Source organism: Porphyrobacter sp. ULC335, from assembly GCF_025917005.1.
In the GTDB taxonomy this organism is placed as follows: Bacteria; Pseudomonadota; Alphaproteobacteria; order Sphingomonadales; family Sphingomonadaceae; genus Erythrobacter.
Map to the genome: position 1 here is coordinate 2,346,029 of NZ_CP078091.1, position 23,736 is coordinate 2,369,764.

Sequence of the window (23,736 nt, forward strand, 5' to 3'; positions counted from 1 at the left end):
GCGCAAATCGGAGGCCGCGCAAGGGCGCGGAGCGTCAGACGGCGGAGGAAGCCACAGCCGAATTCGCCGCAGATAGCACCGCCCGCACACTGGCGGTGGCGATGTCCTCGTCGATCCCGCAGCCCCAGATGGTCCGGCCGTCAGGCGCGCGGCATTCGAGATAGGCGGCCGCGCGCGCATCTGTGCCAGCGCCAAGCGCGTGTTCGCTGTAATCGACCACCTCAAGCTCGACCCCGAAGGCCTCGCGCAAGGTGCCCATCACGCTGGAGATGAGCCCGTTGCCGCGGCCCGAGACAGACTGCTCTGTGCCGTCGACCGCGATGGTGCCAGCAAAGATGCGCGTGCCATCTGACGCGCGGCTTTCCTCGTAACGGACAAGCTGGAAATGCTTGGGATGGGTCTTGACGTGATAGGCGCGGCGGAACGCGTCCCAGATGTCGGCAGCGCCCAGCTCGCGGCCCAATTCGTCCGCCATCTGTTGCACGTGTTTCGAGAAATCGGCCTGCATCTTCTTGGGCAGCTTGAGGCCCTGATCCTTCTCCAGCACCCAGGCGAACCCGCCCTTGCCGGACTGCGAATTGACGCGGATCACCGCTTCGTAGCTGCGCCCGAGATCGGCGGGATCGATGGGCAGATAGGGCACGCGCCACGCCTCGTCGTTCTGCGTATCGCGCGCTTCGAAGCCCTTCTTGATCGCATCCTGATGGCTTCCGCTGAACGCGGTGTAGACCAGTTCCCCGCCATAGGGGTGGCGCTGGTGGACGGGCAGATCGTTGCAATAGGTGACCGTCTCGATCACCCGGTCGATGTCCGAGAAATCCAGCTCCGGATCGACGCCCTGCGTGTAGAGATTGAGCGCCATCGTCACGAGGCAGCAATTGCCGGTGCGCTCGCCATTGCCGAACAGACAGCCTTCGACGCGGTCCGCGCCTGCCATCAGCCCCAGCTCTGCCGCCGCGACACCGGTGCCGCGGTCGTTGTGGGTGTGGAGTGAGAGGATCGCGCTTTCGCGGTTCGGCAGATGCCGCGCGAAGTATTCGATCTGGTCGGCGTAGATATTGGGCGTCGCCGCCTCGACCGTGGCGGGGAGGTTGAGGATGATCGGATGTTCAGGGGTGGGCTGGAGCACCTCCATCACCGCCGCGCAGACCTCGATGCTGAAGTCGAGTTCGGCGGTGGAGAAGGTTTCGGGGCTGTACTGGAAGTGCCAGTCGGTATCCGGATATCTGGCCGCCTCGTCGCGCATCACCTTGGCGCCGGCGACGGCGATGGCTTTCACCTCGTCCTTGCTCATGCGGAACACGATGTCGCGCCACGCCGGGCTGACCGCGTTGTAGAGGTGGACGATTGCCGCGCGCGCGCCTTCGAGGCTGGCAAAGCTGGTGCGGATCAGGTCTTCGCGGCTTTGGGTCAGCACCTGCACGATCACGTCATCCGGGATCGCGTCGGACTTGACGAGACCGGAGATGAAATCGAACTCAGTCGCGCCAGCGCTGGGGAAGCCGACTTCGATTTCCTTGAGACCGACCTCGACCAGCAGGTCGAAGAAGCGCCGCTTCTTCACCGCGTCCATCGGATCGATGATCGACTGGTTACCATCGCGCAGATCGGTCGACAGCCAGCGCGGGGCTTTCTCGATCAGGCGCGAGGGCCATTGGCGGTCTGGCAGGTTGATCTGGCCAAACGGACGGTACTTGGCGGAAGGCTGCTTGAGCATGGGCATGGGAAGAGGCTCGTCGCGAGAAGGGAAGGAAGGCTGCGGCGGGTTACCCTTGGGAGCGGTGCCGCGGCTGTCTCCGCGCGCGGCTGCCTACGCCCAAGGGCGCATAAGTCGAAGCAGCAGGAGTCCGTTCCGCGTCATGGCGTGCAGTCTTTGCCGATTATGCCTGAGCGCGCAAGCGGGGAATGGCCCGGGGCGCTACCCTGCCGTCAACCGCAGCGTGCGTCGCGGATGATGTTCTGCGCATCGAGCATGATCGACAGGCGCGGGTTGGTCGGATCGGGATTGACGTTGCCGCCGCTGCCAAAGGCGACGAAACGCAGATTGTCGGTGCGGCCGAGCATCTTGGCGATTTCGGCGCGGGTCGCCTGATCGGCGAGCTTGCCCATGAATGGCCCCATCAGCGGCGCGCCGCAGGTCTTTGATGCCGGATCGGTCAGGGTGCCGCGCGCGAATGGCCCGGGTGCAGCGCCGGGGAGCGGTTGCGCGATCTGCGGGGTGGCAGTGGCAGCAGGGGCGGGAGTACCGCCCGGCGCGGGCGTTGCCTCGCCTGCCCCGATACGCTCGGCAAAGCTTTCGGCATCATTGCCGGGCTGCTGCGGCTCGCTCCCGCAGGCTGAGAGTGCCAGGGCGAGGGCGGGGACGGCAAAAGAAAGGGCACGAGCGGTGATCATGTCGTCCAGTCCATGAATTGAGGCGAGGTCGCCAAAGCGCGCTTTGCGTTACCGGTTTATGACATTCTTGTGCGCCCTACCACTTTGTTGCTTGAGGGCGGGGCTGTGCGCCCTACCACTTTGTTGGGTGTGGGCGGGGGCAAGTTAGCTTCGCTGGCGGATGCGATCGCCCGTCAGCTGGTCCACGCTGGTCACGCCCATCAGCCGCATTCCGCGCTCTATCTCGTCCTTGAGGATGCCTAGAGCGCGCTCGACCCCCTCCTGCCCCGCCGCTGCGAGGGCATAGAGATAGAGCCGCCCGCCCGAAGCAGCAGTCGCCCCCGAGCACAGCGCTTTCAGAACATGGGTGCCGCGCCGCACGCCGCCATCGCAGATGATCTCGATCTTGCCGCCGACGGCATCGACAATCTCGGGCAGCTGGTCGAACGGCGCGCGGCTGCCATCGAGCTGCCTGCCACCGTGGTTGGAAATCATGATCGCATCCGCGCCGATCTCCACCGCCCGCCGCGCGTCGCCAGCGCTCATCACGCCTTTGAGGACGAAGGTCCCGCCCCATTGCTCGCGGATCGCTGCGGCGGTTTCCCAGTTCATCGAGGTATCGAGCATGGTGTTGAAATATTCGGCAATGCTCACCGCCTTGCCGCTGCCTTCGCTCACGTGTGTGTCGAGATTGGGGAGACGGAATCTCTCGCGCAATACGTAATCGAGCGTCCAGCGCGGGCGGGTGGCGTAGCTGAGGATGCTCGCCGGGGTGAAGCGCGGCGGGGTGGTGAAGCCGGAGCGCAGGCACCGCTCGCGCTTGCCCGATACGATGGTATCGACCGTCAGCGCCAGCGCATCGAACTTCGCTGCCTGACACCGCTCGATCATGTGGGTGTTCAGTCCCTTGTCCTTGTGGACATAGAGCTGGAACAGCTTCGGCCCGCTGGTCAGCGCCGCGATCTCCTCGATGCTGCGTGTCGCAAGGCTGGAAATGCCGAACCACAACCCGAACTTCTCCGCCGCCTTCGCCACAGCCGTCTCGCCCTGCCAGTGGAAGGCGCGCTGCACGGCGGTGGGGGAGAGCATCAGCGGCAGGGCCGACTGCTTGCCGAGGATCATGCAGGAGGTATCGATCGTCTCGACCCCGGCGAGCACGTCCGGCACCAGATCGACGCTGGCAAAGGCGGCGGTGTTGCGCGCCTTGGTCAGCTCGTCATCGGCCGCGCCGTCGATGTAATCGAACACCGGAAACGGCAGCCGCGCCTTCGCCAGCGCGCGGAAATCGTCGATGTTGTGGCAATCGGTCAGGCGCATCGCAGCGATGGCCTGCCCGATTGCCGCATCCAAGTCGAGAGCGCTTCTACTGCTTTTCGAAGGCCACGCTGATATCGAGTTCAACCTCGTCGCTGACGAAGGGGATGCCGTAGTTTACGCCGAAGTCTGACCGCTTAATTTCAGTCTCGGCCTCGAAGCCGATGGTTTCCTTCTTGTTGAACGGGTTCACGCCCGCGCCGGTGAATTCCGCCTGGAAGGTCACGGGCCTGGTCACGCCGTTCAGCGTCAGATCGCCGGTGATGGTGGCCATCATCCCTTCCGCTTTGACCGCGGTCGAGACGAAGCGTGCTGCCGCCGGTGCGGGGCCGAAGAAATCGGGCTTGCCGCCATCCTTGCCTGCACGCAGCAGATGATCGGTCAGGCCCTTGCTGGCGGTGGTGACGCTGGCAACCGGGATGGTCACATCCACCTTGGCTGCATAAAGGTTCGCCGGATCAATCTCCAGTGAACCGGCGACATCGCCGAAAATGCCATAATAATCGTTGAAGCCGAAGTGGTTGACTTCAAAGGCGATCAGCGAGTGGCCCGGATCGGCAGTATAGGTGCCTGCGGTGACGCGCGATGCGTCCTGCTGGCCGGGAGCTTGCGGCGCGCCCTGGGCGAAAATCGCGGGCGCTGCCAGCATTCCGCCGGTGGAAGCGACGAGTACGGCGGCTGCGGCGGCGGCGAGTTTGCGGTGCTTCATGGAAAGAGTCTCCTTGCTCGAGTGATCTGAATTCGCCGGCCCGATCAGGGTTCCGGCTGTGATCGTCGTTTCAGCACTCGGCGAACATCTGACGGGTGCGTGCGCTCAACTGGGGCCGCGAATAGGCAGGGGCAATAGCATCGCCGGCGCAGGGGCGATAGGCCGGGTCCTGTTTCAGGCAACCTTCGCGGCAGACCAGCATGGCGCGTTCCTGCTGCCAGTCGATCCGCCAGAAGCGCCCGCCGGGGGTGGAGACATAGCCATCAAGGCGGCTCTCGATATCGCTTTCCAGATCGAGCAGCGAAGGCACTTCGCTGTCATAGTTCTGATCGAAAGCGCCGTGCGTATGGATGCTGGCGAGCGGGGCCATGCCCGGTTCGTCGAAATAGCGCAGATCGCAGGTCGCCTCGTCGCCTTCGCGCACCTTGGTGGTGTCCAGTTTACCGTCGCTGTTTTCGAAGATGATCGCGCATAATTCGACCCTGTCGGAGAAGGATCGTGCCTGCATCGCGTCGAGCCGTTGGCGCGCGAAGGCCTGCACCTCGCTTTGCGAGACGGTGACGACAAAGTCTTCCGGGGTTTTGACGTTGGTGGCGGCACGCACGACGATCACCACCCACAGGATGGCGATCGCCGCGTATACCAGCTTTGCGTATCGGCCTTCAAACATCTGGCCGATGGTGTGGCCTCAGTTTTTCGCCTTGTCGACCAGCTTGTTGGCCGCGATCCACGGCATCATGGCGCGCAGCTTTTCGCCGGTCTGCTCGATCGGGTGAGCCGCAGCCTGCTTGCGCGCGGCCTTGAGTTCGGGCTGGCCGGCGCGGTTATCGAGCACGAAGTTCTTCACGAAGCGGCCCGACTGGATGTCGGCGAGCACGCGCTTCATTTCGGCTTTGGTCTCGTCGGTGATGATGCGCGGGCCGGTGGTGATGTCGCCGTACTCCGCCGTGTTCGAGATCGAATAGCGCATGTTGGCGATGCCGCCTTCATAGAGCAGGTCGACGATCAGCTTGGTTTCGTGGAGGCACTCGAAATAGGCCATTTCGGGGGCGTATCCGGCCTCGACCAGCGTCTCGAACCCGGCCTGGATCAGGTGGGTGATCCCGCCGCACAGCACGGCCTGCTCGCCGAACAGATCGGTCTCGCATTCCTCGCGGAAATTGGTTTCGATGATCCCGCTGCGACCGCCGCCGACGGCAGAGGCATAGGCGAGGGCAACGTCATGCGCCGCGCCGCTGGCGTCCTGATGGATGGCGATCAGGCAGGGCACGCCGCCGCCCTTCACATACTCGCTGCGGACCGTGTGGCCCGGGCCCTTGGGCGCGATCATGATCACGTCGATATCGGCGGGCGGCTCGATCAGGCCGAAGTGGATGTTGAGCCCGTGCGCGAAGGCGAGCGCTGAGCCGGGCTTCATGTGGCCCTTGATATCGTTTTCCCAGATCGCGGCCTGATGTTCATCCGGCGCGAGGACCATGATGAGATCGGCCCACTGCGCGGCGGCGGTGTTGGTCAGGACCTTGAAGCCAGCGGCTTCCACCTTCTTGGCCGTCGCCGAACCTTCGCGCAGGGCGATGGCCACTTCGGCAACGCCGGAATCGCGCAGGTTCTGCGCATGGGCGTGGCCTTGCGAGCCATAGCCGACAATCGCGATCTTCTTGGGCTTGATCAGGTTCAGATCGGCATCGGCGTCGTAATAGACTTTCATTTCGTCAAATCCTCGTTGTGATTATCGTCATGCTGAACTTGTTTCAGCATCCATCCCGCCGCGAGCACCTGCGCTTGAGGAAAAATGGACCCTGAAACGAGTTCAGGGTGACGGAATGGAAAAACTTCAGGCCCCCTGCGCCCCGCGCATCATGCCCACGATCCCGGTGCGGCCCACCTCGACCAACCCCAACTCGCGCATCAATGCGATGAAGCTGTCGACCTTGTCGGGCGGACCGGTGATTTCGAAGATGAAGCTCTCGGTTGTCGTATCGACCGGCCGCGCACGGAAGATGTCGGCAAGACGCAGCGCCTCGACCCGCTTGTCCCCCGTGCCGGTGACCTTGATCAGCGCAAGCTCGCGTTCGACATGCGGGCCGGCGGTCGTCAGGTCGGTGACCTTGTGCACCGGCACCAGCCGTTCGAGCTGCGCCTCGATCTGGTCGATCACCCGCGGGGGGCCGTTGGTGACGATGGTGATGCGGCTGATCGCGTGGTCTTCGGAGATATCGGCCACGGTCAGGCTGTCGATGTTGTATCCGCGCGCGGTGAACAGGCCTGTGATCTTGGCGAGGATCCCCGGCTCGTTATCGACCGTGACGGCGAGCACGTGACGCTCGGAGGCTGCTTCGGCAATTTTCATGGGCATGTGCGTGTCCTAGACCAGCGCCTTGGCTTCGTCGTCCATCGTGCCTTCGACCTTGTCGCCGTAGAGCATCATTTCGGTATGCGCCGCGCCCGAAGGGATCATCGGCAGGCAATTGGCATCCTGCGCGACCATACAGTCGACGATCACCGGTCCGGGATGATCGAGCATCCGCATGATACCATCGTCCAGATCGCGCTCCTCGGTTATGCGGATGCCCTTCCAGCCATAAGCCTCGGCAAGCTTCACGAAATCGGGCAGGCTGTCGGAATAGGAGTTCGAATAGCGGCTTTCATAGGTCAGTTCCTGCCACTGGCGGACCATGCCCATATATTCGTTGTTGAGGATGAAGATCTTGACCGGCAGGCGGTACTGGCTCGCCGTGCCGAGTTCCTGGATGTTCATCTGGATCGAAGCTTCACCGGCGATGTCGATCACCAACGCATCGGGATGGCCGAGCTGCGCGCCGATGGCCGCGGGCAGGCCATAGCCCATCGTGCCGAGCCCGCCCGAGGTGAGCCACTTGTTCGGATCTTCAAAGCCGAAATACTGCGCGGCCCACATCTGGTGCTGGCCGACTTCGGTGGTGATGATCGGGTTGCGCGCATGGGTGAGGGCGTGGAGCCGCTCCACTGCCTTTTGCGGCATGATCATGCCCGGGTTCTTCACCGAGCGTTCGGGATAGGCGAGGCATTCACGTGCACGCCAGCCTGCAATCCGCGCCTTCCATTCGCCCAGATTGCGTGCCTGACGGTCGCCCCAAGCCTCGATCAGCTGGGCGATCACCGTGCCGCAATCGCCGACGATACCCATGTCGACCGGCACGACCTTGTTGATCGATGAGCGGTCGATATCGATGTGGATTTTCTTGGAATCCGGCGAGAAGGCATCAAGACGCCCGGTCACGCGGTCATCGAAGCGCGCACCGATGCAGACCATCACATCGCACTTGTTCATCGCCATGTTGGCTTCGTAGGTGCCGTGCATCCCCAGCATCCCAAGCCAGTCGGGGTGCTGCGAAGGGAAGGCACCCAGGCCCATCAGCGTCGAGGTGACCGGCGCGCCGGTGATGTCCTGCAACTGCCGAAGCAAGCGGCTCGCCTCGGGGCCGGAATTGATCACGCCGCCGCCGGTGTAGAAGATGGGACGCTGGGCGTTGGCGATCATCTCGATAGCCTCGACGATCTGCTCGGGCGGAGCGACGGTCTGCGGGGCGTAGCGGTGCGCGCCCGCGCGGGTCAGCGTGCGGCGTTCGGACGGCACGGCGATCTGCACGTTCTTGGGAATATCGATCACAACCGGGCCGGGGCGGCCGGTGGTGGCGATCAGGAAGGCTTCCTTGATCGTCGCGGCCAGATCGGCCGGGTCCTTCACGAGGTAGTTGTGCTTGGTGCAGTGGCGCGTGATGCCGATGGTGTCGGCTTCCTGAAACGCGTCAGTGCCGATCAGGCTGGTCGGGACCTGTCCTGTGATGACCACGAGCGGGATCGAATCCATCCACGCATCGGCAATGCCGGTGATGGCGTTGGTCGCGCCCGGGCCGGAGGTGACGAGAACCACGCCGGGCTTGCCGGTGGAGCGGGCATAGCCTTCAGCGGCATGGGCCGCGCCCGCTTCATGGCGGACGAGGATGTGGCGGATACGCTCATCGCCAAACAGCTCGTCATAGATCGGCAGAACCGCGCCGCCGGGATAGCCGAACACGAATTCGACCCCCTGTTCGATCAGGGAGTTCACGAGGATAGCCGCACCGCTCATGGTGCTGGCGGGTTCCCTCGTCGGGGCAGGGGCCGGCTTGCCGGGCACGGGACACTCCATCAGATCGCTGTCACAGGGCCGGGTGGGCCGGGTGAGGGGGCTTCAACAAACAAAACCGGCCCGATGCAGGGGGAATTGCATCGGACCGAGTGATACGGCCGCTATCGGTTACATTCTGATAAGTCAACCCCTATTTGCGCAATAATGATGCAAAATAGGTCTCGATATCGATATTTTCAGATTCCCAGCTTGGCTGCGCCCTTGGCCAGTCCGCAGGGGGCTGGCGGCGGAACCAGGTGAACTGCCGCTTGGCATAGTTGCGCGTGGCTTGCTGTCCGGCCGCAACCACTGTTTCCGCCTCGATCTCGCCTGCCAGCCATGCCGAAATCTCCGGCACGCCGATGGCCCGCATGACCGGCAGATCGGGATCGAGCCCGCGTGCCAGCAAAGCCTCGACCTCCGCCACCGCGCCGCCATCAAGCATCGCTTCGAACCGCGTGTCGCAGCGCTCGTAGACCCAGGCGCGCTCGGGCTCGATGATCAGCGGATGGAGCGTCACCTCCTCGGCAATCCCCCCTGCTTTGGCGAGCTGCCAGTCGGCGAGCGTCACACCGGTCGCGCGCTTCACCTCCAGTGCGCGGGCGATGCGCTGACGATCGCCGGGATCAAGCGCCATGGCCCGTTCCGGGTCTTCGATCTGGAGCAGCTTGTAGGCGGCATCATCCTCCATCGCCCGCACGGCAGCGCGCACGGTGGGATCAATCTCGGGGATCGGGGCGATGCCTTCGAGCAGCACCTTGAGATAAAGCCCCGTCCCGCCGACCAGAATCGGCACGGCATTTTCGGCATGGGCGGCAGCAATCTCGTCCTTGGCGCGGGTGGCCCAACCCGCTGCCGAGCAGGCCTCCGCCCCGTCCCACGCGCCGAACAGGCGGTGGTCTATCCCCTCCATCTCGTCTTCGGATGGCCGGGCGGACAGCACCTGCAAATCGGCATAGACCTGCGCGCTGTCGGCATTGATGATCACGCCGCGCCGCCCGTCCGCAGCGAGAATGTGGGCGAGGGCAAGCGCAATCGCGCTCTTGCCGCTGGCGGTCGGCCCTGCGATGAGCGCGAGCGGCAATTCAGGAGAAGTCGGAATGCTCATTGCGCGGCTGATAGCAGAGACGAATGAATGTGAAACGCGTCTCGCATCATTAGCCGATTCTCTTGCGCGTGATGGCGTCGCGCTGACCGGCTCCGCGCGCGACGGCGAAGTGCTGGAACTGCATTGCGAGGGCGATGCCGCTACGGTGCTTGCCGCAATCGATGCGAACTTCGCGCCCGCCGATATGCTCGTGGCGCAGGGGGCTATCGCTATGCCGAAGCTGTTCGTCTCCGACATGGATTCGACCATGATCGGGCAGGAATGCATCGACGAGCTGGCCGATTACGCGGGGCTGAAGCCGGAAATCGCCGCCATTACCGAGCGCGCGATGCAAGGCGAACTCGATTTCGAGGCCGCCTTGCGCGAACGCGTCGCCCTGCTCGAAGGGCTGGAGGAAAGCGCGATCCACGCCTGTCTGGCCGAACGGATCACCGCCACGCCGGGCGCGACGACGCTGGTGGCAACTCTTGCCGCGATGGGAACGCGCACGGTGCTGGTGACGGGCGGGTTCCACCATTTCGCTGATCCGGTGGCAGAAAAACTCGGCTTCCATCGTGTTGTCGGCAACCGGCTCGGCGTGGAAGGCGGCAAGCTTACCGGCGGGTTGATCGGCCCGATCACTGACAGCGCGGTCAAGGCGGCGGTGCTGCGCGAGGAACTGGCGGGGCTGGGCGAGGGCGCGCACAGTTTGGCGACGGGCGACGGGGCGAATGATATTCCGATGATTGAAGCGGCGACCTATGGCTTTGCCTACCGCGCAAAGCCCAAGGCACGCGCTGCCGCCAATGGCCGCGTCGATCATGGCGATCTGACGGCTGTTCTTACCCTGCTTGGCATCCCTCGATCCGATTGGCGGGAGGACTGATCGCAGACCGCGCACGTTGCATCGCAAAAAGGGTTTTGATTGGCGTACCGAATCGGCTATTAACACTCATGTAAGCAAGCGGGGCTAGAAGCAGCCCATCTTGAAGGACCCGTATCCGCATGACCCGATCAGCCCGTGATGCCTATAGCCAGATGTTCGCCGCCGACGGCACCGTGCTGCTGCACCCCGATCGGGAGGCCGCGAAGTATCGCCCGCTGCGCGCGGTACGGAACTTCCAGAAGCTGATGAATGACAAGGAAGACACCGCAGCAGTCTTCAAGATCTTCGAATCACTCCCCTCGAAGGACTTCCTGACGCGCGTCGCCGATCTCTCCCTGTCCGAACGCGGGGAGCACCTGCGATCGACCGAACCTTTCCTGCCCGAAATCCTCGACGATCACGCCGCCCTGCGCCGCACCCCTAAGGGCAGCCTTGCGCATGCCTATTGCGACTTCATGGAGGCCGAGGGGCTTTCGGCTGCGGGCTTGGTCGCCGAATCCGAACGCGCCGGGCGGCCGCGTTACCCCGATCTCGTCGAATGGTTCATCAACCGGTCGCGCGATACGCATGATCTGTTCCATATCCTCACCGGTTATGGCCGCGACGCTCTTGGCGAAGCCAGCGTGCTGCTGTTCACCCACGGCCAGTCGCCCAGTCAGGGCCACCTGCTGATCGGTTATGCCGGGGCAGCGAATATCAAGAAGATGGCGAAGGGCAGCCGCGCTCCGATCTTCGGCGCCGTGCGCGAGGCGCATCGCACCGGCAAGGGCGCACCGCAGCTGATGGCGCAGCCGATCCGCCAGCTGCTCGAACGGCCGCTGGCAGACGTCCGCGCCGAGTTGCGCATTCCAGAGCCGCAGCAATATCGTGAATGTCACCGCATCTGGCAGGCCGAAGGGATCGACCCCTACAATCTGCTCGCCAGCAGCAAGCCTGCTGAACAGGAGCTGCTGGCGGCCTGACGCCCCTGCGATGCTGGTCGACGCCGGGTCAGAGCCAGCTGCTGATTTTCTCGTAAGGCTTTTTCTTCAGCGCATGGGCCGGAACGGTAGCGTCAGGGGCAGGGTGCCCGACGACGACGATCATCACCGGTTTTTCCCATTCGGGACGCGCGCATACCTCGCGCAGGAAACCCATGGGTGAAGGCGTGTGGGTCAGTGTTGCAAGCCCGGCTTCATGCAAGGTTGCAAGCAGCATCCCGCAGGCAATTCCGACACTTTCGTTGACGTAGTAATTCTGGGTCACACCGTCCTCGGCGATGCCGCCTTTGCGCTGGGCGAAGACGACGATCAGCATCGGGGCCGTTTCAAGGAACGGCTTGTCCTCATCGGTGCCCAGATCTGCCAACGCTGCCAGCCATTCTTCGCTGGCTTTGGGATCGCTGCCGTCGGCGCCGTAGAAACGGCGTTCTTCGGCTTCGGCAGCCTCGCGGATGGCTCGCTTCTTTTCCGATGATGCCACCACCGCGAAATGCCAGGGTTGGTGATTGGCGCCGCTAGGGGCGCTGCCCGCAGCGCGGATCGCCGCTTCGATCACTTCTGTCGGCACCGGATCGGCTGAGAAATCGCGGCACGTACGGCGCTGTTGCAGGTTTCGTGACAACTGTTTGGCGCGAGCAGCGGATTCTTCGTCAGACAGCCGCGCCAGTTTGTAGGGGATCATTTCAGCGGTAGGCATGGCGATGAGCGACCTCGATCAAGCGGTGGTGGACATTTAACTGACATTAATGTAAGTGGCGTAATGTGAACCTATTCCGCGAATCGCGCAAAGGATGTCGTCCATGACAGTTACCGATCTCCCGCTGTCTGCGCCCGAGCGCAAGGTTTCCGGATTTCGTCCGCTCAAGGTGCTGCATCACTTCCGCAAACTGATCGATGACAAGGAGGACACCGAACAGGTGTTCCACATCATCGAGGCGACCAAGGGCAAGCGCAGCCATGCGCAGGCGCACCAGTTCATCCGCTCGCCCGAAGGTCGGCGCTTCCTTGCCCATGGCGTCGACATCGCGGCGATGCTCGATGACCACGCACGCTGGGCCGATTGCGGGCCGAACACGGTGGCCGCGCATTACATGGCCTTCATGAAGCGTGAGGGCCTGTCGGCTGCCGGACTGGTGGCGGAAAGCCACAAGTGGGCGCCGCCTGAAAACCTGCCGCGCGACCAGACCCAGTGGTATTTCGACCGCCTGCGCGACACGCATGATCTGTTCCACGTGCTGACTGGTTATGGCCGCGATGCGCTGGGCGAAGTGAGCCTGCTGGGCTTCAGCTACGAGCAGAACCACAACACCGGCATTCTGTTCATCTCCTATGCCGGCGCGCGCCAGATCAAGAAGGTGAGCGGCACCAAGGCCCCGCTATTCGCCGCCATCAAGGAAGGGCGCAGGCTGGGCCGGGAAGCGGCGAAGATCGCGCATCAGGATATTGCCGCACTGATGCGCGAAGATATCGGCGAAGCGCGCAAGCGGCTGAACATCGGCAAGCCCGACGTCTACCGCCAGTGCCTCGCCATTCTTGCGGGCGAGGGGATCCTGAGCGAGGAGCTATCGCTGGGCAGCGCGCAGCCGCAGGCGGCCTAGGCGATCAGCGCAATTCCTTGCGGATCACCAGTTTGAGACCCGACCAGGTCTCGTCAATCGCGCAGACCTTGGTGTCGACCAGACCCAGCGGCAGGCACAGCTCGCGGATCGTATCCTCGGTAATGTCGGTCGGTACGCCCGATGCCTGTTTCGGCCAGCTCACCCAGATTTGCCCATCGGGCGCGATCTGATCGCGAAGGGCAGTGAGGCGCAATTGGAGCGCCGCCCGCTCGGTCACGAAGATGTGCGCGGCATCGATCCCATCGGCCGGATCGGCGACGAAGAACAGTTCGAGCGCATATTCGTCGATCTCGTCGATCACATGCTCGGGCATGGCGTCGAACCACACCCGCATTCCATCGCGCAAGGTGAGTTTTTTGACCAGCGGCGTGCCGGAGTAGCCGCTGTTCATTGGGCGTCCGCCGGACAAGCGCCGAGAATCGCCTGCGCCGTGGCGATAAGGCGTTCGGCCATCGCTGTGGGCGAGGCGGCCAATTTGCCTGTGACCCACGCGCCGAGCGCGGCCATGACCATGCCCGCGATGAGGATCGCGTGCAGCCGCACGTCCCGACGCCCCTCAAGCTCGCGCATCAGCAGGCGCGCCAGTAGCGTTTCGGTCCGCTGTGCGCCCGGTCCGGCCAGCATGTCCCGGCCACGCTCGCGGTTGTCATGGATATGCTCCATCAGCCACACCATGTCCTCTTGCGATCGATAGCCGACCAGGCATTGCGCCACCTGTCCGAGAAGCATCGACATGCTTTCATCGAACAGCGCCTCGACCCCTTCGAAATGGTCGTAAAACGTCGATCGGGCGACGCCCGCCTCGGCCACGATCTCGGCAACTCTCGGGCGGCCACTTTGGCTTTCGAGCATCAGGCGATTGAACGTCGTGAAGATCAGCGTGCGCGTGGCCAGGCGGGTATCGGACTTTTCGCCAGCATTGTTCATTGTCGTGCATCCCAAGCGAATGGCATCCCCCGTGCCAGGAAAAGGGGATAATCATGGAACTGAAAAAACTGCAATCTTTGCGCGTTGAAGGCATGCTGCTTGCGGGCAGCGCGCTTCTGGCGGCGGTGCTTATGCACCATCATCCGCAGTGGACAGACGGGGCGTTCACGATCCGCTTGCTTCATGGCGCATTTCTGGCGCTTACTCTTGGACAACTTGCGATCTTGGCATTGGTGACGCGCGCACTGGGGTGGAGCTTGCCCACCGCGCTCGGGCTCACCTTCATTGCGATGGGCACCGTCTTTGGCGTGTTGGCAGGGACCATCAACGGCTTCGTGGTGCCTGCGCTTTGGGCCTATCCCGAAGGCGAAATCGGCCCGGGGATCAGCCAGCTCCTTTGGGAATTCAACCAGCAACTTGCCCGCAACGGTGCGGTCGCAACCGGCGCGGGAATGGCCTTTCTGGGCGCAGTACTATGGCAGCAGGAATGGCGTGTTACCGGCATTCTGGGTGTGCTTGCCGGAGCGGTCCCGGCTGTGCTGTTGATCACCGGAGTAGCCGATATGAAGTTCGAAGGCGCAATCCTGACTTATGTTACGCAGCTGATCTGGATGGTGGCACTGGGCACGGCGCTGTTCCGCGCAGCCGGCAAAGTCACCCTTCCATCCACTCCGTGAAGAAGCGCTGGTTGGCCGCTCGCAATTCGGCGAGCGGCACGCCAAGCACGCCATCTCCGCCGACCGTGCCGATCCGCTGGAAGCCGATCTGCGCGGTCTCGTCGTTGCGCGTGCCCCTGGCGAGCGCTTCGTTGAGGGCGGCAACATCGGGAACGGTGATGAGGTAGCGGCCCTGATCCTCGCCGAACCACCATTGGGCGGGCGTGTAATCGGGATTGCCGGCGAGGTCCGTTTCCGCCCCGATGCCGCCTGCCAGCGCCATTTCCGCGAGCGCGACAGCAAGCCCGCCATCGCTGAGGTCGTGGACCGCGTTGACGAGGCCATCGGCGATCAGCTCGTGGATGATCTCGCCAGCATTGCGCTCGACGGTGAGGTCGGTCGGCGGGGTGCGGCCGGCTTCCATGCCCTTGACCACGCGCAACCACAGCGACTGTCCGAGGTGAGAGCGGGTCGGATCGGGCTTGGCCCAGAACTCTGGCCCGACGAGGTAGATCGCGTCACCCGCATTCTTGAAGTGCATCGTCATCATCTTCGAAAGGTCATTGATGATGCCGACGCCGCCAATCGCCGGGGTGGGCAGGATGGCCGATCCGCCGCCGGTCGCCTTGCTTTCGTTGTAGAGGCTGACGTTGCCGCTCACGATCGGGAAGTCGAGCGCGCGGCAGGCATCCGCCATGCCTTCCAAAGCGTGGACGATCTGCGCCATGATTTCGGGACGCTGCGGATTGGCGAAGTTGAGGCAATTGGTCACCGCCAGCGGCCGCGCGCCGACGGCGCACAGGTTGCGATAGGCCTCCGCGATGGCCTGCTTGCCGCCTTCATAGGGGTCGGCAAAGACATAGCGCGGGGTGCAATCGGTGGTGATGGCCAGCGCCTTGCCCGTCCCGTGGACCCGCACCACGCCCGCGTCGCCGCCGGTCTGGAGCGTATCGGCACCGACCTGCGAATCGTACTGCTCGGCAATCCAGCGGCGCGACGCGAGGTCTGGCGAGGCCATCATGGTGAGGAGATCGGCGGCAATATCGTCGCTGGAAGGAACTTCGGCGAGCGGCTTCACACCCGCCCAGACCGCATATTCCTCCTTGGAGAGATAGGGCCGGTCATAGAGCGGGGCATCATCGGCGAGCGGATCGAGGGGGATGTCGCACACCACCTCGCCATTGAATTCGAGCACCATGTGACCGGTATCGGTCACTTCACCAATCACCGCGAAATCCAGCTCCCACTTGGTGAAGATCGCTTCGGCCATGGCTTCCTTGCCGGGCTTCAACACCATGAGCATGCGCTCCTGGCTCTCCGAGAGCATCATCTCATAAGGCGTCATGCCGGTTTCGCGGCAGGGAACCTTGTTCATGTCGAGCCGGATGCCCGCGCCGCCCTTTGACGCCATCTCCACGGAGGAAGAAGTGAGTCCCGCCGCGCCCATGTCCTGGATCGCCACGATCGCGTCGGTCGCCATCAGTTCGAGGCAGGCTTCGATCAGCAGCTTTTCGGTGAAGGGATCGCCGACCTGTACGGTGGGGCGCTTGGCCTCGGCATCCTCGCCGAAGTCGGCCGAAGCCATGGTCGCGCCGTGAATCCCGTCGCGGCCCGTCTTGGAGCCGACATAGACGATCGGATTGCCGATCCCGGTCGCGGCCGAATAGAAAATCTTGTCCTGCTGGGCGACGCCGACAGTCATCGCATTCACAAGGATGTTGCCATCGTAAGCGGGGTGGAAATTGGTCTCACCCGCCACAGTCGGCACGCCGACGCAATTGCCGTAGCCGCCGATGCCCGCAACGACGCCCTGGACCAGATGCTTCATCTTGGGGTGATCCGGCCGGCCGAAGCGCAGCGCATTGGCATTGGCGATGGGGCGCGCGCCCATGGTGAACACGTCGCGCAGGATGCCGCCCACGCCCGTCGCCGCGCCCTGATAGGGCTCGATGTAGGAGGGGTGGTTGTGGCTCTCCATCTTGAAGATCGCCGCTTGACCGTCACCGATGTCGATCACGCCCGCGTTCTCGCCCGGGCCGCAGATCACCCACGGCGCCTCGGTCGGGAGCTTCTTTAGGTGCAGGCGCGAGGATTTGTAGCTGCAATGCTCAGACCACATCACCGAAAAGATGCCGAGTTCCACAAGGTTCGGCTCGCGGCCCAGCGCGGAAAGGACGCGCGCGTATTCATCAGGCGAGAGGCCGTGTTGTTCGACGATTTCGGGGGTGATGGTGGTCATGTGAGGGACTCCTTGCGAGGCCCCCTAGATTACCGCGCGGACAAGGCCAAGCCGCCGCGTTTCCTGAACCAGCGATTCTCCCCGACCCATGCGGCCAGAGCGGTCATCACGGCGAACGCCAGCAATGCCTGTAAGGCGAAGAACATCCCGGCGCTTGAAGGGTGCGGGCCGAACCAGCTGAAGGCTTGCAGCAGCAGCATCACGCCGATCAGAATCGCGGGCGGCCCGGCCGGACCGCGCGTGCGGCGCAGGTAGAAGGCAAAGGCGCCGAGCGTCACGGCGAGTTCGAGCGGGATCGCAACAGCAGGCATATCCCACAGGCCCAGCCCCAGCTTCGGCGGCGTGCCGTCGATGGTGAGATCAGGCACGTGCACCAGCCAGTCGAGCAGCCAGTGCGACAACACGACCAGACCCGCCAACGCGCCCAGCCGGATGTTCCGCTGATGCACAGCGACAATTCCAACGAAGGCTGCGGCCCAGATCACCGTCCCGATCAGACTGTGGGTATAGGGCATGTCATAGTAATCAATCGGCATCATCACGCTCGATCCGGGGGCGAGGCGCATATGCTCGACCCCGATGATGCTGAGCGCGAAGAAGGCCCAATCGACCAGCTGCGCCGCCACGAACATCATCCCCAGCCGCGGCCGCTCGGGGCTGACGGCGGCGGCGACAAAGGCGGGGGCGAAGTGACCGATGAACATGAAAAGTGCGTGGGGCTCAGGCTGCGGCGGGAGCGAAGCGCAACACAGCCCAGGTGGCAATCGCGCTCGCCGCGCCGGTGACGAATGCGCCCCAGAGGATGTCGAGCACGGAGATATGGGTCGCCCAGACCTTCATCACCGCCTGCGACGTAAGGTCGAAAGTGGCATAGCACAGCGCGCCCAGCAGGATGCCGTTGAGCATCGCCGCCTGCACGCCGCCGCCTTCAAGCCCGGGACGGATCGCGAACCAGGTGATGCCGGCGATGTAGATGAGGTAGAAGGCGATGGCCGGACCCGGGTTGAACTTTTCCGCCATGATCTCGCCGATCACAGGCTTGTAGAGATTGCCCGCCGCCCAGCGCAGCCACACGATGTCAAACGCCAGAAACGAGACGGCCGCGACGCCATAGGCGATGATCCACTTCAACATATTCCGGCTGTTCCTTAGAGTTTCGTGATCCCGCCCAGTACTGGCAGCCTTGACCGCGCCCGCTGGCCCCGTCAATGCTCCACGCCATGGACGAGGGCACTTCATCACCGGCTGCCGCAGGGCAGGACATCGCAGGCATGAGCTTCGAACAGGCGCTCGCGGGGCTGGAAAGCATCGTGCAGCAGCTTGAACGCGGAGACGTGCCGCTCGACCAGTCGATCAGCCTTTATGAACGCGGTGAGGCACTGCGCGCGGCGTGCCAGCAGCGGCTTGACGCGGCGCAGGCGCGGATTGAACGGATCGTGACTGCCGCCGATGGCCGGGCAACCGGTACGCGGCCGTTCGACGCGGAAGGGTAGGGGCAATGCTGGCAGAGACGCAGGGAACCTTGCTGGGCGAGGCGATCAGAAACATCCAGTCGGAGATCGATTCGGTCTTCGATTCATTGCTCCCCGTTCCGGACGACACCAGCGCGCGGCTTGTCGAAGCGATGCGTTACGCCGCGATGGGCGGCGGCAAGCGTGTGCGCCCGTTGCTGGTGTGCAGCACCGCCAGCCTGTTCGGCGTGTCGCGTGATGCGGCGCTGCGGGCCGGGGCAGCGATTGAAGCGATCCATGTCTATTCGCTGATCCACGATGACCTGCCCTGCATGGACAATGACGATCTGCGTCACGGCAAGCCGACGCTGCACAAGGTCTATGACGAGGCGACCGCCGTGCTCGCCGGTGACGCGCTCCATGCGCTTGCCTTCGAAATTCTGGCCGATGATGCGACCAGCGAAGACCCCTTCACCCGTAGCGAGCTGATCCTGACTCTCGGTCAGGCCAGCGGCATGAGCGGGATGGCGGGCGGACAAATGATGGACATGGTCGCCGACGAGGAGGGCGTGGTCTATGATCTGCGCACCATTACCCGGCTCCAGCAGTTGAAGACCGGCGCCCTGCTTGCCGCAGCGGTGGAAATGGGCGCGATCCTCGGCAAGGTCGCGCCGCAGGGCAGGGCGCATTTGCGCGCCTATGCCCGCGATATTGGCCTCGCCTTCCAGATTGCCGATGACCTGCTCGATGTCGAAGGCGATATCGAAAAGGCGGGCAAGGCGCTGCGCAAGGATGACACGCAGGGCAAGCAGACCTTCGTTACGCTGATGGGCGTCGACAAAGCGCGCGAACAGGCCCGCGCGCTGGTCGATCAGGCCATCGAACGGCTCGCGTCCTACGGCAGCGAGGCTGACATTCTGCGTGCGCTCGCCCGCTATATCGTGGAGCGCGACCGCTAACCGCGGCGATTCTTCGGCAAGGCACCAGAGGGGAGATATCTCATGGCATTCCGGCAGATGATTCAGGAAGAAACCCGTGGCGGTGTGACCATGCGGGTGCATCGCTACGTCGAGAAGAAGATGGTGGCGCGGGGGCTGCCTACCGGTGTGGAAGGGCAGATGCACTACATCGCGGAGCCGACCGATGTGCACCAGCTCGAGATTGAGCTGAACAACGCCGCCGTATTGATCGAACCGGGCGCGCTGCAATATTCCTACGGCAATCTCAGCGTCGAAGTGATCCGGCACGAGGCGGGCAAGGGCTTCTTCGCCCGCGCTGCTGCATCGGCCGCGACTGGCGAATCCGCCCATGCCACACGCTATTCCGGGACAGGCACGATCTGGTGTGAACCGGTGCGCCGCCACTTCATTTTGGCAACGATGGACGGCCCGCAGGACGCCTTGCTGCTGGATGACCGCGCTTTCTATGCCTGCGCGGAGGAAATCTCGCTTTCGACCCATATGCACAAGTCGGTTCAGGGTATGCTGTCCGGTAACGGCCTCGCCCAGCCGAAGATTTCGGGGCATGGCGTCTTCGCGGTCGAAAGTCCGGTTCCCGTCCACGAGATCGACGAGATTTCGGTGAAGCCCGGGCAGGAAGTCGTCGTCGATGGCGATTTCATGCTGATGTATTCCGCCTCGCTCGAAGTCTCCATCGGCCCGCTGGTCAAGGGCCTGCGCAGCGCGCTGCGGTCGGGCGAGGGCTTCGTCTACAAGATGCGCGGCGCGGGCACGGTGTGGGTCACGCCTTCGGCCCGGATCGCCTAAGCTTCGCCGCGTCCGCACAACAGAAAGTCTTCAGACATGAGCCGCCGCATCGGAATCTATCCGGGGACATTCGATCCCATCACGCTGGGCCACGCCGATATCATCCGGCGCGGATCGAAGCTGGTCGATCACCTGATCATCGGCGTCACCACCAACCCTTCGAAGAACCCGATGTTTTCGACCGAGGAACGCTTCCGCATGGTCGAGCGCGAGGTGGCAGGCATGGGCCTCACCAATGTTGAGGTGGTGGGCTTCAACGCGCTGCTGGTGAAGTTCGCGCGGAAGCAGAAGGCGAATGTCATCATCCGCGGCCTGCGCGCCGTGGCCGACTTCGAGTACGAATATCAGATGGCGGGGATGAACCAGCAGCTCGACGACGATATCGAGACCGTGTTCCTGATGGCCGACGTCTCGCTCCAGCCGATCGCGTCGAAGCTGGTGAAGGAAATCGCGGTCTATGGCGGCGATATCGCCAATTTCGTCAGCTCCGATGTGTGCGAGGAAGTGGTCGCCCGGGTGCGCGAGCAGGGGCTGAAGGGCGATTACTGAGGCCAGAAGCCTGTCGGCAGCGCGGCATCATTCATTGCAGTGTCAGATCGGCGGGGCTACACGCCTCGCAAATCCGGATGGAACCATGACCACAGCCAAGCTTGCCTCTGCCTTCGCCGCTCTGTTTCTGCTGACCGCACCGCAAGCGGCCTTTGCCCAGAAACAGAAGGACGACACCCCGCCCACGGCCTTCGGCGACAATGCCGAAACGCCCAAGGAGGAAGAAGCGGCTCCGACCGCCGTGCGAGTCTATGCGCCCATCAACTATGATGTGACGGCTGACCCGGAAAACATCTGGGTGCTCGATCTGTCGAACGGGCAGCGGATCAAGGTCCGGCTTCAGGCCGACTGGGCGCCCGGCCATGTCGAGCGGATCAAGACGCTTACGCGTGCGGGCTTCTACGACGGGGTGATCTTCCACCGCGTCATCGACGGCTTTATGGCGCAGGGCGGCGATCCGACCGGAACGGGGCAGGGCGGCTCCGAGCTTCCCGATCTGAAGGCCGAGTTCAATCCGATGCCGCATGTGCGGGGCACGCTGTCGATGGCGCGCGCCGCATCGGATGACAGCGCGAACAGCCAGTTCTTCATCGTTTTCTACCCGCGCTTCAGCCTCGACAAGAAGTACACCAATCTTGGCCGCGTGATCGAGAACATGGAGGCGGTCGACGCCATCACGCGCGGCGAACCGCCTGCGGCGCCGACCTTTATCGTCCAGGCCTCGATCGCTTCGGACAACAAGGCCCCGCCGCCACCGCCCGCCCCGGCAGCAGATGCGCCGATCTCGGTGGACATGCTGAACGCGCCGCTGCCCTAAAGTCCTTTCGCGGGCGCGCCCTTCGGGTTAGGGGCGCGCGCCATGAAAGTAGACCTCTTCGATTTCGAACTGCCGCAAGAGCGCATCGCGCTGCGACCGGTCCGGCCCCGCGATTCCGCGCGCATGCTGGTGGTGCGCGGCGCTGATGCGCCTTTCGGCGACATGGGCGTGCGCGATTTGCCCAAGCTCCTGAACCCCGGCGATGTGCTGGTATTCAACGACACTCGCGTGATCCCCGCCCAGCTGGAGGGCCGCCGTGCTGACGGCGAGGCCAAAATCGGCGCGACCCTTCACAAGCGGCTAGACCTGCGCCGCTGGCAGGCTTTCATCCGCAATGCCAAGCGGGTGAAGGAGGGCGATCAGCTCGTGTTCGGCGGCGGCGTCACAGCCATCGCCGAGGTGCGCCATGCCGATGGTTCGCTCACTTTGTTCTTCGAAGGCGACGAGCCGGTCGAAGTGCTGCTCGACCGCGCGGGTACCATGCCGCTGCCTCCCTATATCGCCTCCAAGCGCGGGGTCGATGCGCAGGACCTGGAGGATTACCAGACGATGTTCGCGCGCGAGGAAGGGGCCGTCGCGGCCCCCACCGCCTCGCTGCATTTCACGCAAAGATTGGTCGATGCGATCGACGCCGCCGGGATCGGCCGCGCGATGCTGACGCTGCACGTGGGTGCGGGCACCTTCCTGCCGGTGAAGGCGGACGACACCGACGACCACCAGATGCATGCCGAATTCGGTCGCATTTCGGCAGAGACCGCCAGCCAGCTCAATGAAGCGCGGGCCAAGGGCGGCCGGATCATCGCCGTCGGCACCACGTCGCTCCGCCTGCTGGAGAGCGCGGTTGACGCGAACGGCATCATCCAGCCTTTCGCGGGCGATACCGCGATTTTCATCACGCCCGGCTACAAGCTCAAGGCAGTCGATGGCTTGATGACCAATTTCCATCTGCCCAAATCGACGCTGATGATGCTGGTCAGCGCGCTGATGGGGCGCGAGCGGATGCTGGCGGCATACGAGCATGCCATCGCAAACGAGTATCGCTTCTATTCCTATGGTGATTCCTCGCTGCTGCTGCCCTGACCGGGCAGCTGCCGATGGGCAGCTCCTGCATTTACGCGTGGCATTGCTGCCGCGTTCGAGCGTCGGAATTTCATGCCGTTAGCATGCTTTTTTGTCGTGCGTTGCTCACGTGGCGGCCATCTATTGCGCGATCAGGGTTGTCATTAGCAAAGCTGATTTCACAATTTAACTAACAGTAACGCCTGTTTGTCCACTTGTAGCGCCTTGTTGACTCATTGAAATCGCTACAATATATTTGATTCGCTTTGGATAATATTATTTATTCAAGGTCTCTAGTGGTCGCAAATTCGTAATATTAGATGCCTTGCTCTGCATTTCTTCGTGAAATGCAGTGTGTGGATATTTGCGCCTGCCAGATGCAACCAACTGGGAGCAATGTCATGAAGCAAGTCGGAAAGTTCTCACTCAAGAATAACGGCGGTTTCGCAGTCAAATTGCAGTTCGTTTACGTCAACACCAGTGGCGAAAAGATCCACGTTGACGGTACGGGTTCCTTCCCGCTCGGTCAGAGCGAGACTGCCGACCCCGGCGATTACGGTGTGCCGGATGGTTCGCCGGTCGCGATCTATGCTTTCGTTGTCTGGGGCAAGGACAACACGGGCGCCCAGTTCTTCCAATATTCGAAGGGCAACGGCACCACCGCCAATTACACGATCAGCGGCACCACGCTCGACAACAGCCTCGGCTTCGAAGGCCTTTCCACCTGACCCCCCTTGACCGCTTCTCATACGCAAGTCGGAAAACGGAGTATTATCATGCAGAAGATTGGAAACTTTTCGCTGTTCAACCAGGGCGGGTTCGTGACGAAGTTGCAGTTTGTCTATTGGGACGACGACGGCAACAAGATCCACAAGGATGGCACGGGCGACATTCCGCTCGGCCAGAAGAAGACGGCCAGCCCCGGCGAATTCGGCGTTCCCAACGGCGCGATGGTGTCGCTCTATGCCTTCGTAGTGTGGGGCAGCGACAATGAGGCGAACCAGGTGTTCATCTTTGATTCGTCCAGCTCGGTGACGGCGAATTATACCATCAGCGGCACCACGCTGGACAATTCGCTGGTGCTCAACTCGGTCGGCTAGGCCGGGCTCCGCCATCCGCGGGTGACTCTTCGCTCATGCTCCCCTAATCGGGTG

At 63.3% G+C, this 23,736-nt stretch carries 27 protein-coding genes; 12 read left to right on the forward strand and 15 right to left on the reverse strand.

Features of this window, described 5'->3' with window-relative positions:
- Positions 1-34: 34 nt before the first annotated feature.
- From leuA to miaA, 9 genes are all read right to left on the reverse strand, one after another.
- On the reverse strand, positions 35-1,723 hold the full coding sequence (gene leuA / locus KVF90_RS11130; RefSeq protein ID WP_264391644.1) for a 2-isopropylmalate synthase: 1,689 nt from the start codon (positions 1,721-1,723) through the stop codon (positions 35-37).
- A 206-nt stretch (positions 1,724-1,929) separates the two neighbouring features.
- On the reverse strand, positions 1,930-2,394 hold the full coding sequence (locus tag KVF90_RS11135; protein ID WP_264391645.1) for a hypothetical protein: 465 nt from the start codon (positions 2,392-2,394) through the stop codon (positions 1,930-1,932).
- 144 nt (positions 2,395-2,538) lie between these two features.
- Entirely contained in the window at positions 2,539-3,690 is a 1,152-nt protein-coding gene (locus KVF90_RS11140) for an alpha-hydroxy acid oxidase (RefSeq protein WP_264394490.1), read from the reverse strand.
- Positions 3,691-3,736: 46 nt separating this feature from the next.
- Entirely contained in the window at positions 3,737-4,336 is a 600-nt protein-coding gene (locus tag KVF90_RS11145) for a YceI family protein (protein WP_413677030.1), read from the reverse strand.
- A gap of 130 nt (positions 4,337-4,466) precedes the next feature.
- Positions 4,467-5,066, reverse strand: coding sequence for a DUF4329 domain-containing protein (locus KVF90_RS11150; protein ID WP_264391647.1), 600 nt, complete (start codon positions 5,064-5,066; stop codon positions 4,467-4,469).
- An 18-nt stretch (positions 5,067-5,084) separates the two neighbouring features.
- On the reverse strand, positions 5,085-6,104 hold the full coding sequence (gene ilvC / locus KVF90_RS11155) for a ketol-acid reductoisomerase (RefSeq protein WP_264391648.1): 1,020 nt from the start codon (positions 6,102-6,104) through the stop codon (positions 5,085-5,087).
- Positions 6,105-6,230: 126 nt separating this feature from the next.
- The gene (ilvN, locus tag KVF90_RS11160; RefSeq protein WP_264391649.1) at positions 6,231-6,746 is read right to left on the reverse strand and encodes an acetolactate synthase small subunit; all 516 of its coding nucleotides are present in this window, start codon (positions 6,744-6,746) and stop codon (positions 6,231-6,233) included.
- 15 nt (positions 6,747-6,761) lie between these two features.
- Positions 6,762-8,507, reverse strand: a complete 1,746-nt coding sequence (gene ilvB, locus KVF90_RS11165; protein WP_264391650.1) for a biosynthetic-type acetolactate synthase large subunit — start codon at positions 8,505-8,507, stop codon at positions 6,762-6,764.
- A 190-nt stretch (positions 8,508-8,697) separates the two neighbouring features.
- The gene (gene miaA / locus KVF90_RS11170) at positions 8,698-9,654 is read right to left on the reverse strand and encodes a tRNA (adenosine(37)-N6)-dimethylallyltransferase MiaA (RefSeq protein WP_264391651.1); all 957 of its coding nucleotides are present in this window, start codon (positions 9,652-9,654) and stop codon (positions 8,698-8,700) included.
- Here miaA and serB point away from each other — a divergent pair.
- Both serB and KVF90_RS11180 read left to right on the forward strand, forming a co-directional pair.
- Entirely contained in the window at positions 9,647-10,519 is an 873-nt protein-coding gene (serB, locus tag KVF90_RS11175) for a phosphoserine phosphatase SerB (protein ID WP_264391652.1), read from the forward strand. The two genes, miaA and serB, sit on opposite strands and share 8 nt — an antisense overlap.
- 119 nt (positions 10,520-10,638) lie before the next feature.
- Positions 10,639-11,481 (forward strand): Coq4 family protein, encoded by an 843-nt coding sequence (locus tag KVF90_RS11180; protein ID WP_264391653.1) that lies wholly within the window; start codon positions 10,639-10,641, stop codon positions 11,479-11,481.
- 28 nt (positions 11,482-11,509) lie between these two features.
- Here the strand turns inward: KVF90_RS11180 and KVF90_RS11185 are convergent, their stop codons facing one another.
- On the reverse strand, positions 11,510-12,196 hold the full coding sequence (locus KVF90_RS11185; protein WP_264391654.1) for a nitroreductase family protein: 687 nt from the start codon (positions 12,194-12,196) through the stop codon (positions 11,510-11,512).
- Positions 12,197-12,299: 103 nt separating this feature from the next.
- On the opposite strand from KVF90_RS11185, the gene KVF90_RS11190 reads away from it, so the two are divergent.
- The gene (locus KVF90_RS11190; protein ID WP_264391655.1) at positions 12,300-13,097 is read left to right on the forward strand and encodes a ubiquinone biosynthesis protein COQ4; all 798 of its coding nucleotides are present in this window, start codon (positions 12,300-12,302) and stop codon (positions 13,095-13,097) included.
- Positions 13,098-13,101: 4 nt separating this feature from the next.
- On the opposite strand, the gene KVF90_RS11195 is transcribed toward KVF90_RS11190, so the two are convergent.
- Both KVF90_RS11195 and KVF90_RS11200 read right to left on the reverse strand, forming a co-directional pair.
- Positions 13,102-13,509, reverse strand: a complete 408-nt coding sequence (locus KVF90_RS11195) for a DUF3052 domain-containing protein (protein WP_264391656.1) — start codon at positions 13,507-13,509, stop codon at positions 13,102-13,104.
- On the reverse strand, positions 13,506-14,045 hold the full coding sequence (locus tag KVF90_RS11200; protein ID WP_264391657.1) for a TetR/AcrR family transcriptional regulator: 540 nt from the start codon (positions 14,043-14,045) through the stop codon (positions 13,506-13,508). Before KVF90_RS11200 ends, KVF90_RS11195 begins: the two co-directional genes overlap by 4 nt.
- Before the next feature lie 53 nt (positions 14,046-14,098).
- Here KVF90_RS11200 and KVF90_RS11205 point away from each other — a divergent pair, with 53 nt between their 5' ends.
- Positions 14,099-14,722, forward strand: coding sequence for a hypothetical protein (locus tag KVF90_RS11205; protein ID WP_264391658.1), 624 nt, complete (start codon positions 14,099-14,101; stop codon positions 14,720-14,722).
- Here KVF90_RS11205 and purL read toward each other — a convergent pair.
- Genes purL through KVF90_RS11220 form a run of 3 tightly spaced genes read right to left on the reverse strand, consistent with a single transcriptional unit; the run spans position 14,700 to position 18,074 of the window.
- Positions 14,700-16,940 carry a phosphoribosylformylglycinamidine synthase subunit PurL gene (gene purL, locus KVF90_RS11210; protein WP_264391659.1) on the reverse strand — a complete coding sequence of 747 codons (2,241 nt, stop codon included), beginning with the start codon at positions 16,938-16,940 and terminating at the stop codon, positions 14,700-14,702. The genes KVF90_RS11205 and purL overlap by 23 nt on opposite strands.
- 29 nt (positions 16,941-16,969) lie before the next feature.
- Positions 16,970-17,644 carry a hypothetical protein gene (locus tag KVF90_RS11215; RefSeq protein ID WP_264391660.1) on the reverse strand — a complete coding sequence of 225 codons (675 nt, stop codon included), beginning with the start codon at positions 17,642-17,644 and terminating at the stop codon, positions 16,970-16,972.
- A gap of 16 nt (positions 17,645-17,660) precedes the next feature.
- Positions 17,661-18,074, reverse strand: coding sequence for a DUF2177 family protein (locus KVF90_RS11220; protein ID WP_264391661.1), 414 nt, complete (start codon positions 18,072-18,074; stop codon positions 17,661-17,663).
- Between the two features lie 74 nt (positions 18,075-18,148).
- Here KVF90_RS11220 and KVF90_RS11225 point away from each other — a divergent pair, with 74 nt between their 5' ends.
- The 8 genes from KVF90_RS11225 to KVF90_RS11260 all read left to right on the forward strand — a co-directional run bounded on the left by KVF90_RS11225 (position 18,149) and on the right by KVF90_RS11260 (position 23,682).
- Positions 18,149-18,433, forward strand: a complete 285-nt coding sequence (locus tag KVF90_RS11225) for an exodeoxyribonuclease VII small subunit (protein WP_413676985.1) — start codon at positions 18,149-18,151, stop codon at positions 18,431-18,433.
- A 5-nt stretch (positions 18,434-18,438) separates the two neighbouring features.
- Entirely contained in the window at positions 18,439-19,350 is a 912-nt protein-coding gene (locus tag KVF90_RS11230) for a polyprenyl synthetase family protein (protein WP_264391662.1), read from the forward strand.
- Between the two features lie 42 nt (positions 19,351-19,392).
- Positions 19,393-20,157, forward strand: coding sequence for an AIM24 family protein (locus KVF90_RS11235; protein ID WP_264391663.1), 765 nt, complete (start codon positions 19,393-19,395; stop codon positions 20,155-20,157).
- 36 nt (positions 20,158-20,193) lie between these two features.
- Positions 20,194-20,706: a pantetheine-phosphate adenylyltransferase gene (gene coaD, locus KVF90_RS11240; RefSeq protein ID WP_264391664.1), complete on the forward strand. Its 513-nt coding sequence runs from the start codon at positions 20,194-20,196 to the stop codon at positions 20,704-20,706.
- A gap of 85 nt (positions 20,707-20,791) precedes the next feature.
- Positions 20,792-21,523: a peptidylprolyl isomerase gene (locus KVF90_RS11245; protein ID WP_264391665.1), complete on the forward strand. Its 732-nt coding sequence runs from the start codon at positions 20,792-20,794 to the stop codon at positions 21,521-21,523.
- Positions 21,524-21,565: 42 nt separating this feature from the next.
- Entirely contained in the window at positions 21,566-22,603 is a 1,038-nt protein-coding gene (gene queA, locus KVF90_RS11250) for a tRNA preQ1(34) S-adenosylmethionine ribosyltransferase-isomerase QueA (RefSeq protein WP_264391666.1), read from the forward strand.
- 380 nt (positions 22,604-22,983) lie between these two features.
- Positions 22,984-23,310 carry a hypothetical protein gene (locus tag KVF90_RS11255; protein ID WP_264391667.1) on the forward strand — a complete coding sequence of 109 codons (327 nt, stop codon included), beginning with the start codon at positions 22,984-22,986 and terminating at the stop codon, positions 23,308-23,310.
- A gap of 48 nt (positions 23,311-23,358) precedes the next feature.
- The gene (locus KVF90_RS11260) at positions 23,359-23,682 is read left to right on the forward strand and encodes a hypothetical protein (RefSeq protein WP_264391668.1); all 324 of its coding nucleotides are present in this window, start codon (positions 23,359-23,361) and stop codon (positions 23,680-23,682) included.
- Positions 23,683-23,736: the final 54 nt, after the last annotated feature.

Excerpts from the sequence above, each read along its gene's own strand:
- coaD (WP_264391664.1), top strand. The coding sequence starts at position 20,194 with ATGAGCCGCCGCATCGGAATCTATCCGGGGACATTCGATCCCATCACG.
- KVF90_RS11235 (WP_264391663.1), top strand. The coding sequence starts at position 19,393 with ATGGCATTCCGGCAGATGATTCAGGAAGAAACCCGTGGCGGTGTGACC.
- KVF90_RS11205 (WP_264391658.1), top strand. The coding sequence starts at position 14,099 with ATGGAACTGAAAAAACTGCAATCTTTGCGCGTTGAAGGCATGCTGCTT.
- KVF90_RS11225 (WP_413676985.1), top strand. The coding sequence starts at position 18,149 with ATGCTCCACGCCATGGACGAGGGCACTTCATCACCGGCTGCCGCAGGG.
- purL (WP_264391659.1), bottom strand. The coding sequence starts at position 16,940 with ATGACCACCATCACCCCCGAAATCGTCGAACAACACGGCCTCTCGCCT.
- ilvC (WP_264391648.1), bottom strand. The coding sequence starts at position 6,104 with ATGAAAGTCTATTACGACGCCGATGCCGATCTGAACCTGATCAAGCCC.
- ilvN (WP_264391649.1), bottom strand. The coding sequence starts at position 6,746 with ATGAAAATTGCCGAAGCAGCCTCCGAGCGTCACGTGCTCGCCGTCACG.
- KVF90_RS11245 (WP_264391665.1), top strand. The coding sequence starts at position 20,792 with ATGACCACAGCCAAGCTTGCCTCTGCCTTCGCCGCTCTGTTTCTGCTG.
- KVF90_RS11135 (WP_264391645.1), bottom strand. The coding sequence starts at position 2,394 with ATGATCACCGCTCGTGCCCTTTCTTTTGCCGTCCCCGCCCTCGCCCTG.
- KVF90_RS11190 (WP_264391655.1), top strand. The coding sequence starts at position 12,300 with ATGACAGTTACCGATCTCCCGCTGTCTGCGCCCGAGCGCAAGGTTTCC.
- KVF90_RS11230 (WP_264391662.1), top strand. The coding sequence starts at position 18,439 with ATGCTGGCAGAGACGCAGGGAACCTTGCTGGGCGAGGCGATCAGAAAC.
- ilvB (WP_264391650.1), bottom strand. The coding sequence starts at position 8,507 with ATGAGCGGTGCGGCTATCCTCGTGAACTCCCTGATCGAACAGGGGGTC.
- KVF90_RS11195 (WP_264391656.1), bottom strand. The coding sequence starts at position 13,509 with ATGAACAGCGGCTACTCCGGCACGCCGCTGGTCAAAAAACTCACCTTG.
- KVF90_RS11180 (WP_264391653.1), top strand. The coding sequence starts at position 10,639 with ATGACCCGATCAGCCCGTGATGCCTATAGCCAGATGTTCGCCGCCGAC.
- KVF90_RS11185 (WP_264391654.1), bottom strand. The coding sequence starts at position 12,196 with ATGCCTACCGCTGAAATGATCCCCTACAAACTGGCGCGGCTGTCTGAC.
- KVF90_RS11220 (WP_264391661.1), bottom strand. The coding sequence starts at position 18,074 with ATGTTGAAGTGGATCATCGCCTATGGCGTCGCGGCCGTCTCGTTTCTG.
- KVF90_RS11200 (WP_264391657.1), bottom strand. The coding sequence starts at position 14,045 with ATGAACAATGCTGGCGAAAAGTCCGATACCCGCCTGGCCACGCGCACG.
- KVF90_RS11260 (WP_264391668.1), top strand. The coding sequence starts at position 23,359 with ATGCAGAAGATTGGAAACTTTTCGCTGTTCAACCAGGGCGGGTTCGTG.
- queA (WP_264391666.1), top strand. The coding sequence starts at position 21,566 with ATGAAAGTAGACCTCTTCGATTTCGAACTGCCGCAAGAGCGCATCGCG.
- KVF90_RS11145 (WP_413677030.1), bottom strand. The coding sequence starts at position 4,336 with ATGCTGGCAGCGCCCGCGATTTTCGCCCAGGGCGCGCCGCAAGCTCCC.
- KVF90_RS11215 (WP_264391660.1), bottom strand. The coding sequence starts at position 17,644 with ATGTTCATCGGTCACTTCGCCCCCGCCTTTGTCGCCGCCGCCGTCAGC.
- miaA (WP_264391651.1), bottom strand. The coding sequence starts at position 9,654 with ATGAGCATTCCGACTTCTCCTGAATTGCCGCTCGCGCTCATCGCAGGG.
- leuA (WP_264391644.1), bottom strand. The coding sequence starts at position 1,723 with ATGCCCATGCTCAAGCAGCCTTCCGCCAAGTACCGTCCGTTTGGCCAG.
- serB (WP_264391652.1), top strand. The coding sequence starts at position 9,647 with ATGCTCATTGCGCGGCTGATAGCAGAGACGAATGAATGTGAAACGCGT.
- KVF90_RS11150 (WP_264391647.1), bottom strand. The coding sequence starts at position 5,066 with ATGTTTGAAGGCCGATACGCAAAGCTGGTATACGCGGCGATCGCCATC.
- KVF90_RS11140 (WP_264394490.1), bottom strand. The coding sequence starts at position 3,690 with ATGCGCCTGACCGATTGCCACAACATCGACGATTTCCGCGCGCTGGCG.
- KVF90_RS11255 (WP_264391667.1), top strand. The coding sequence starts at position 22,984 with ATGAAGCAAGTCGGAAAGTTCTCACTCAAGAATAACGGCGGTTTCGCA.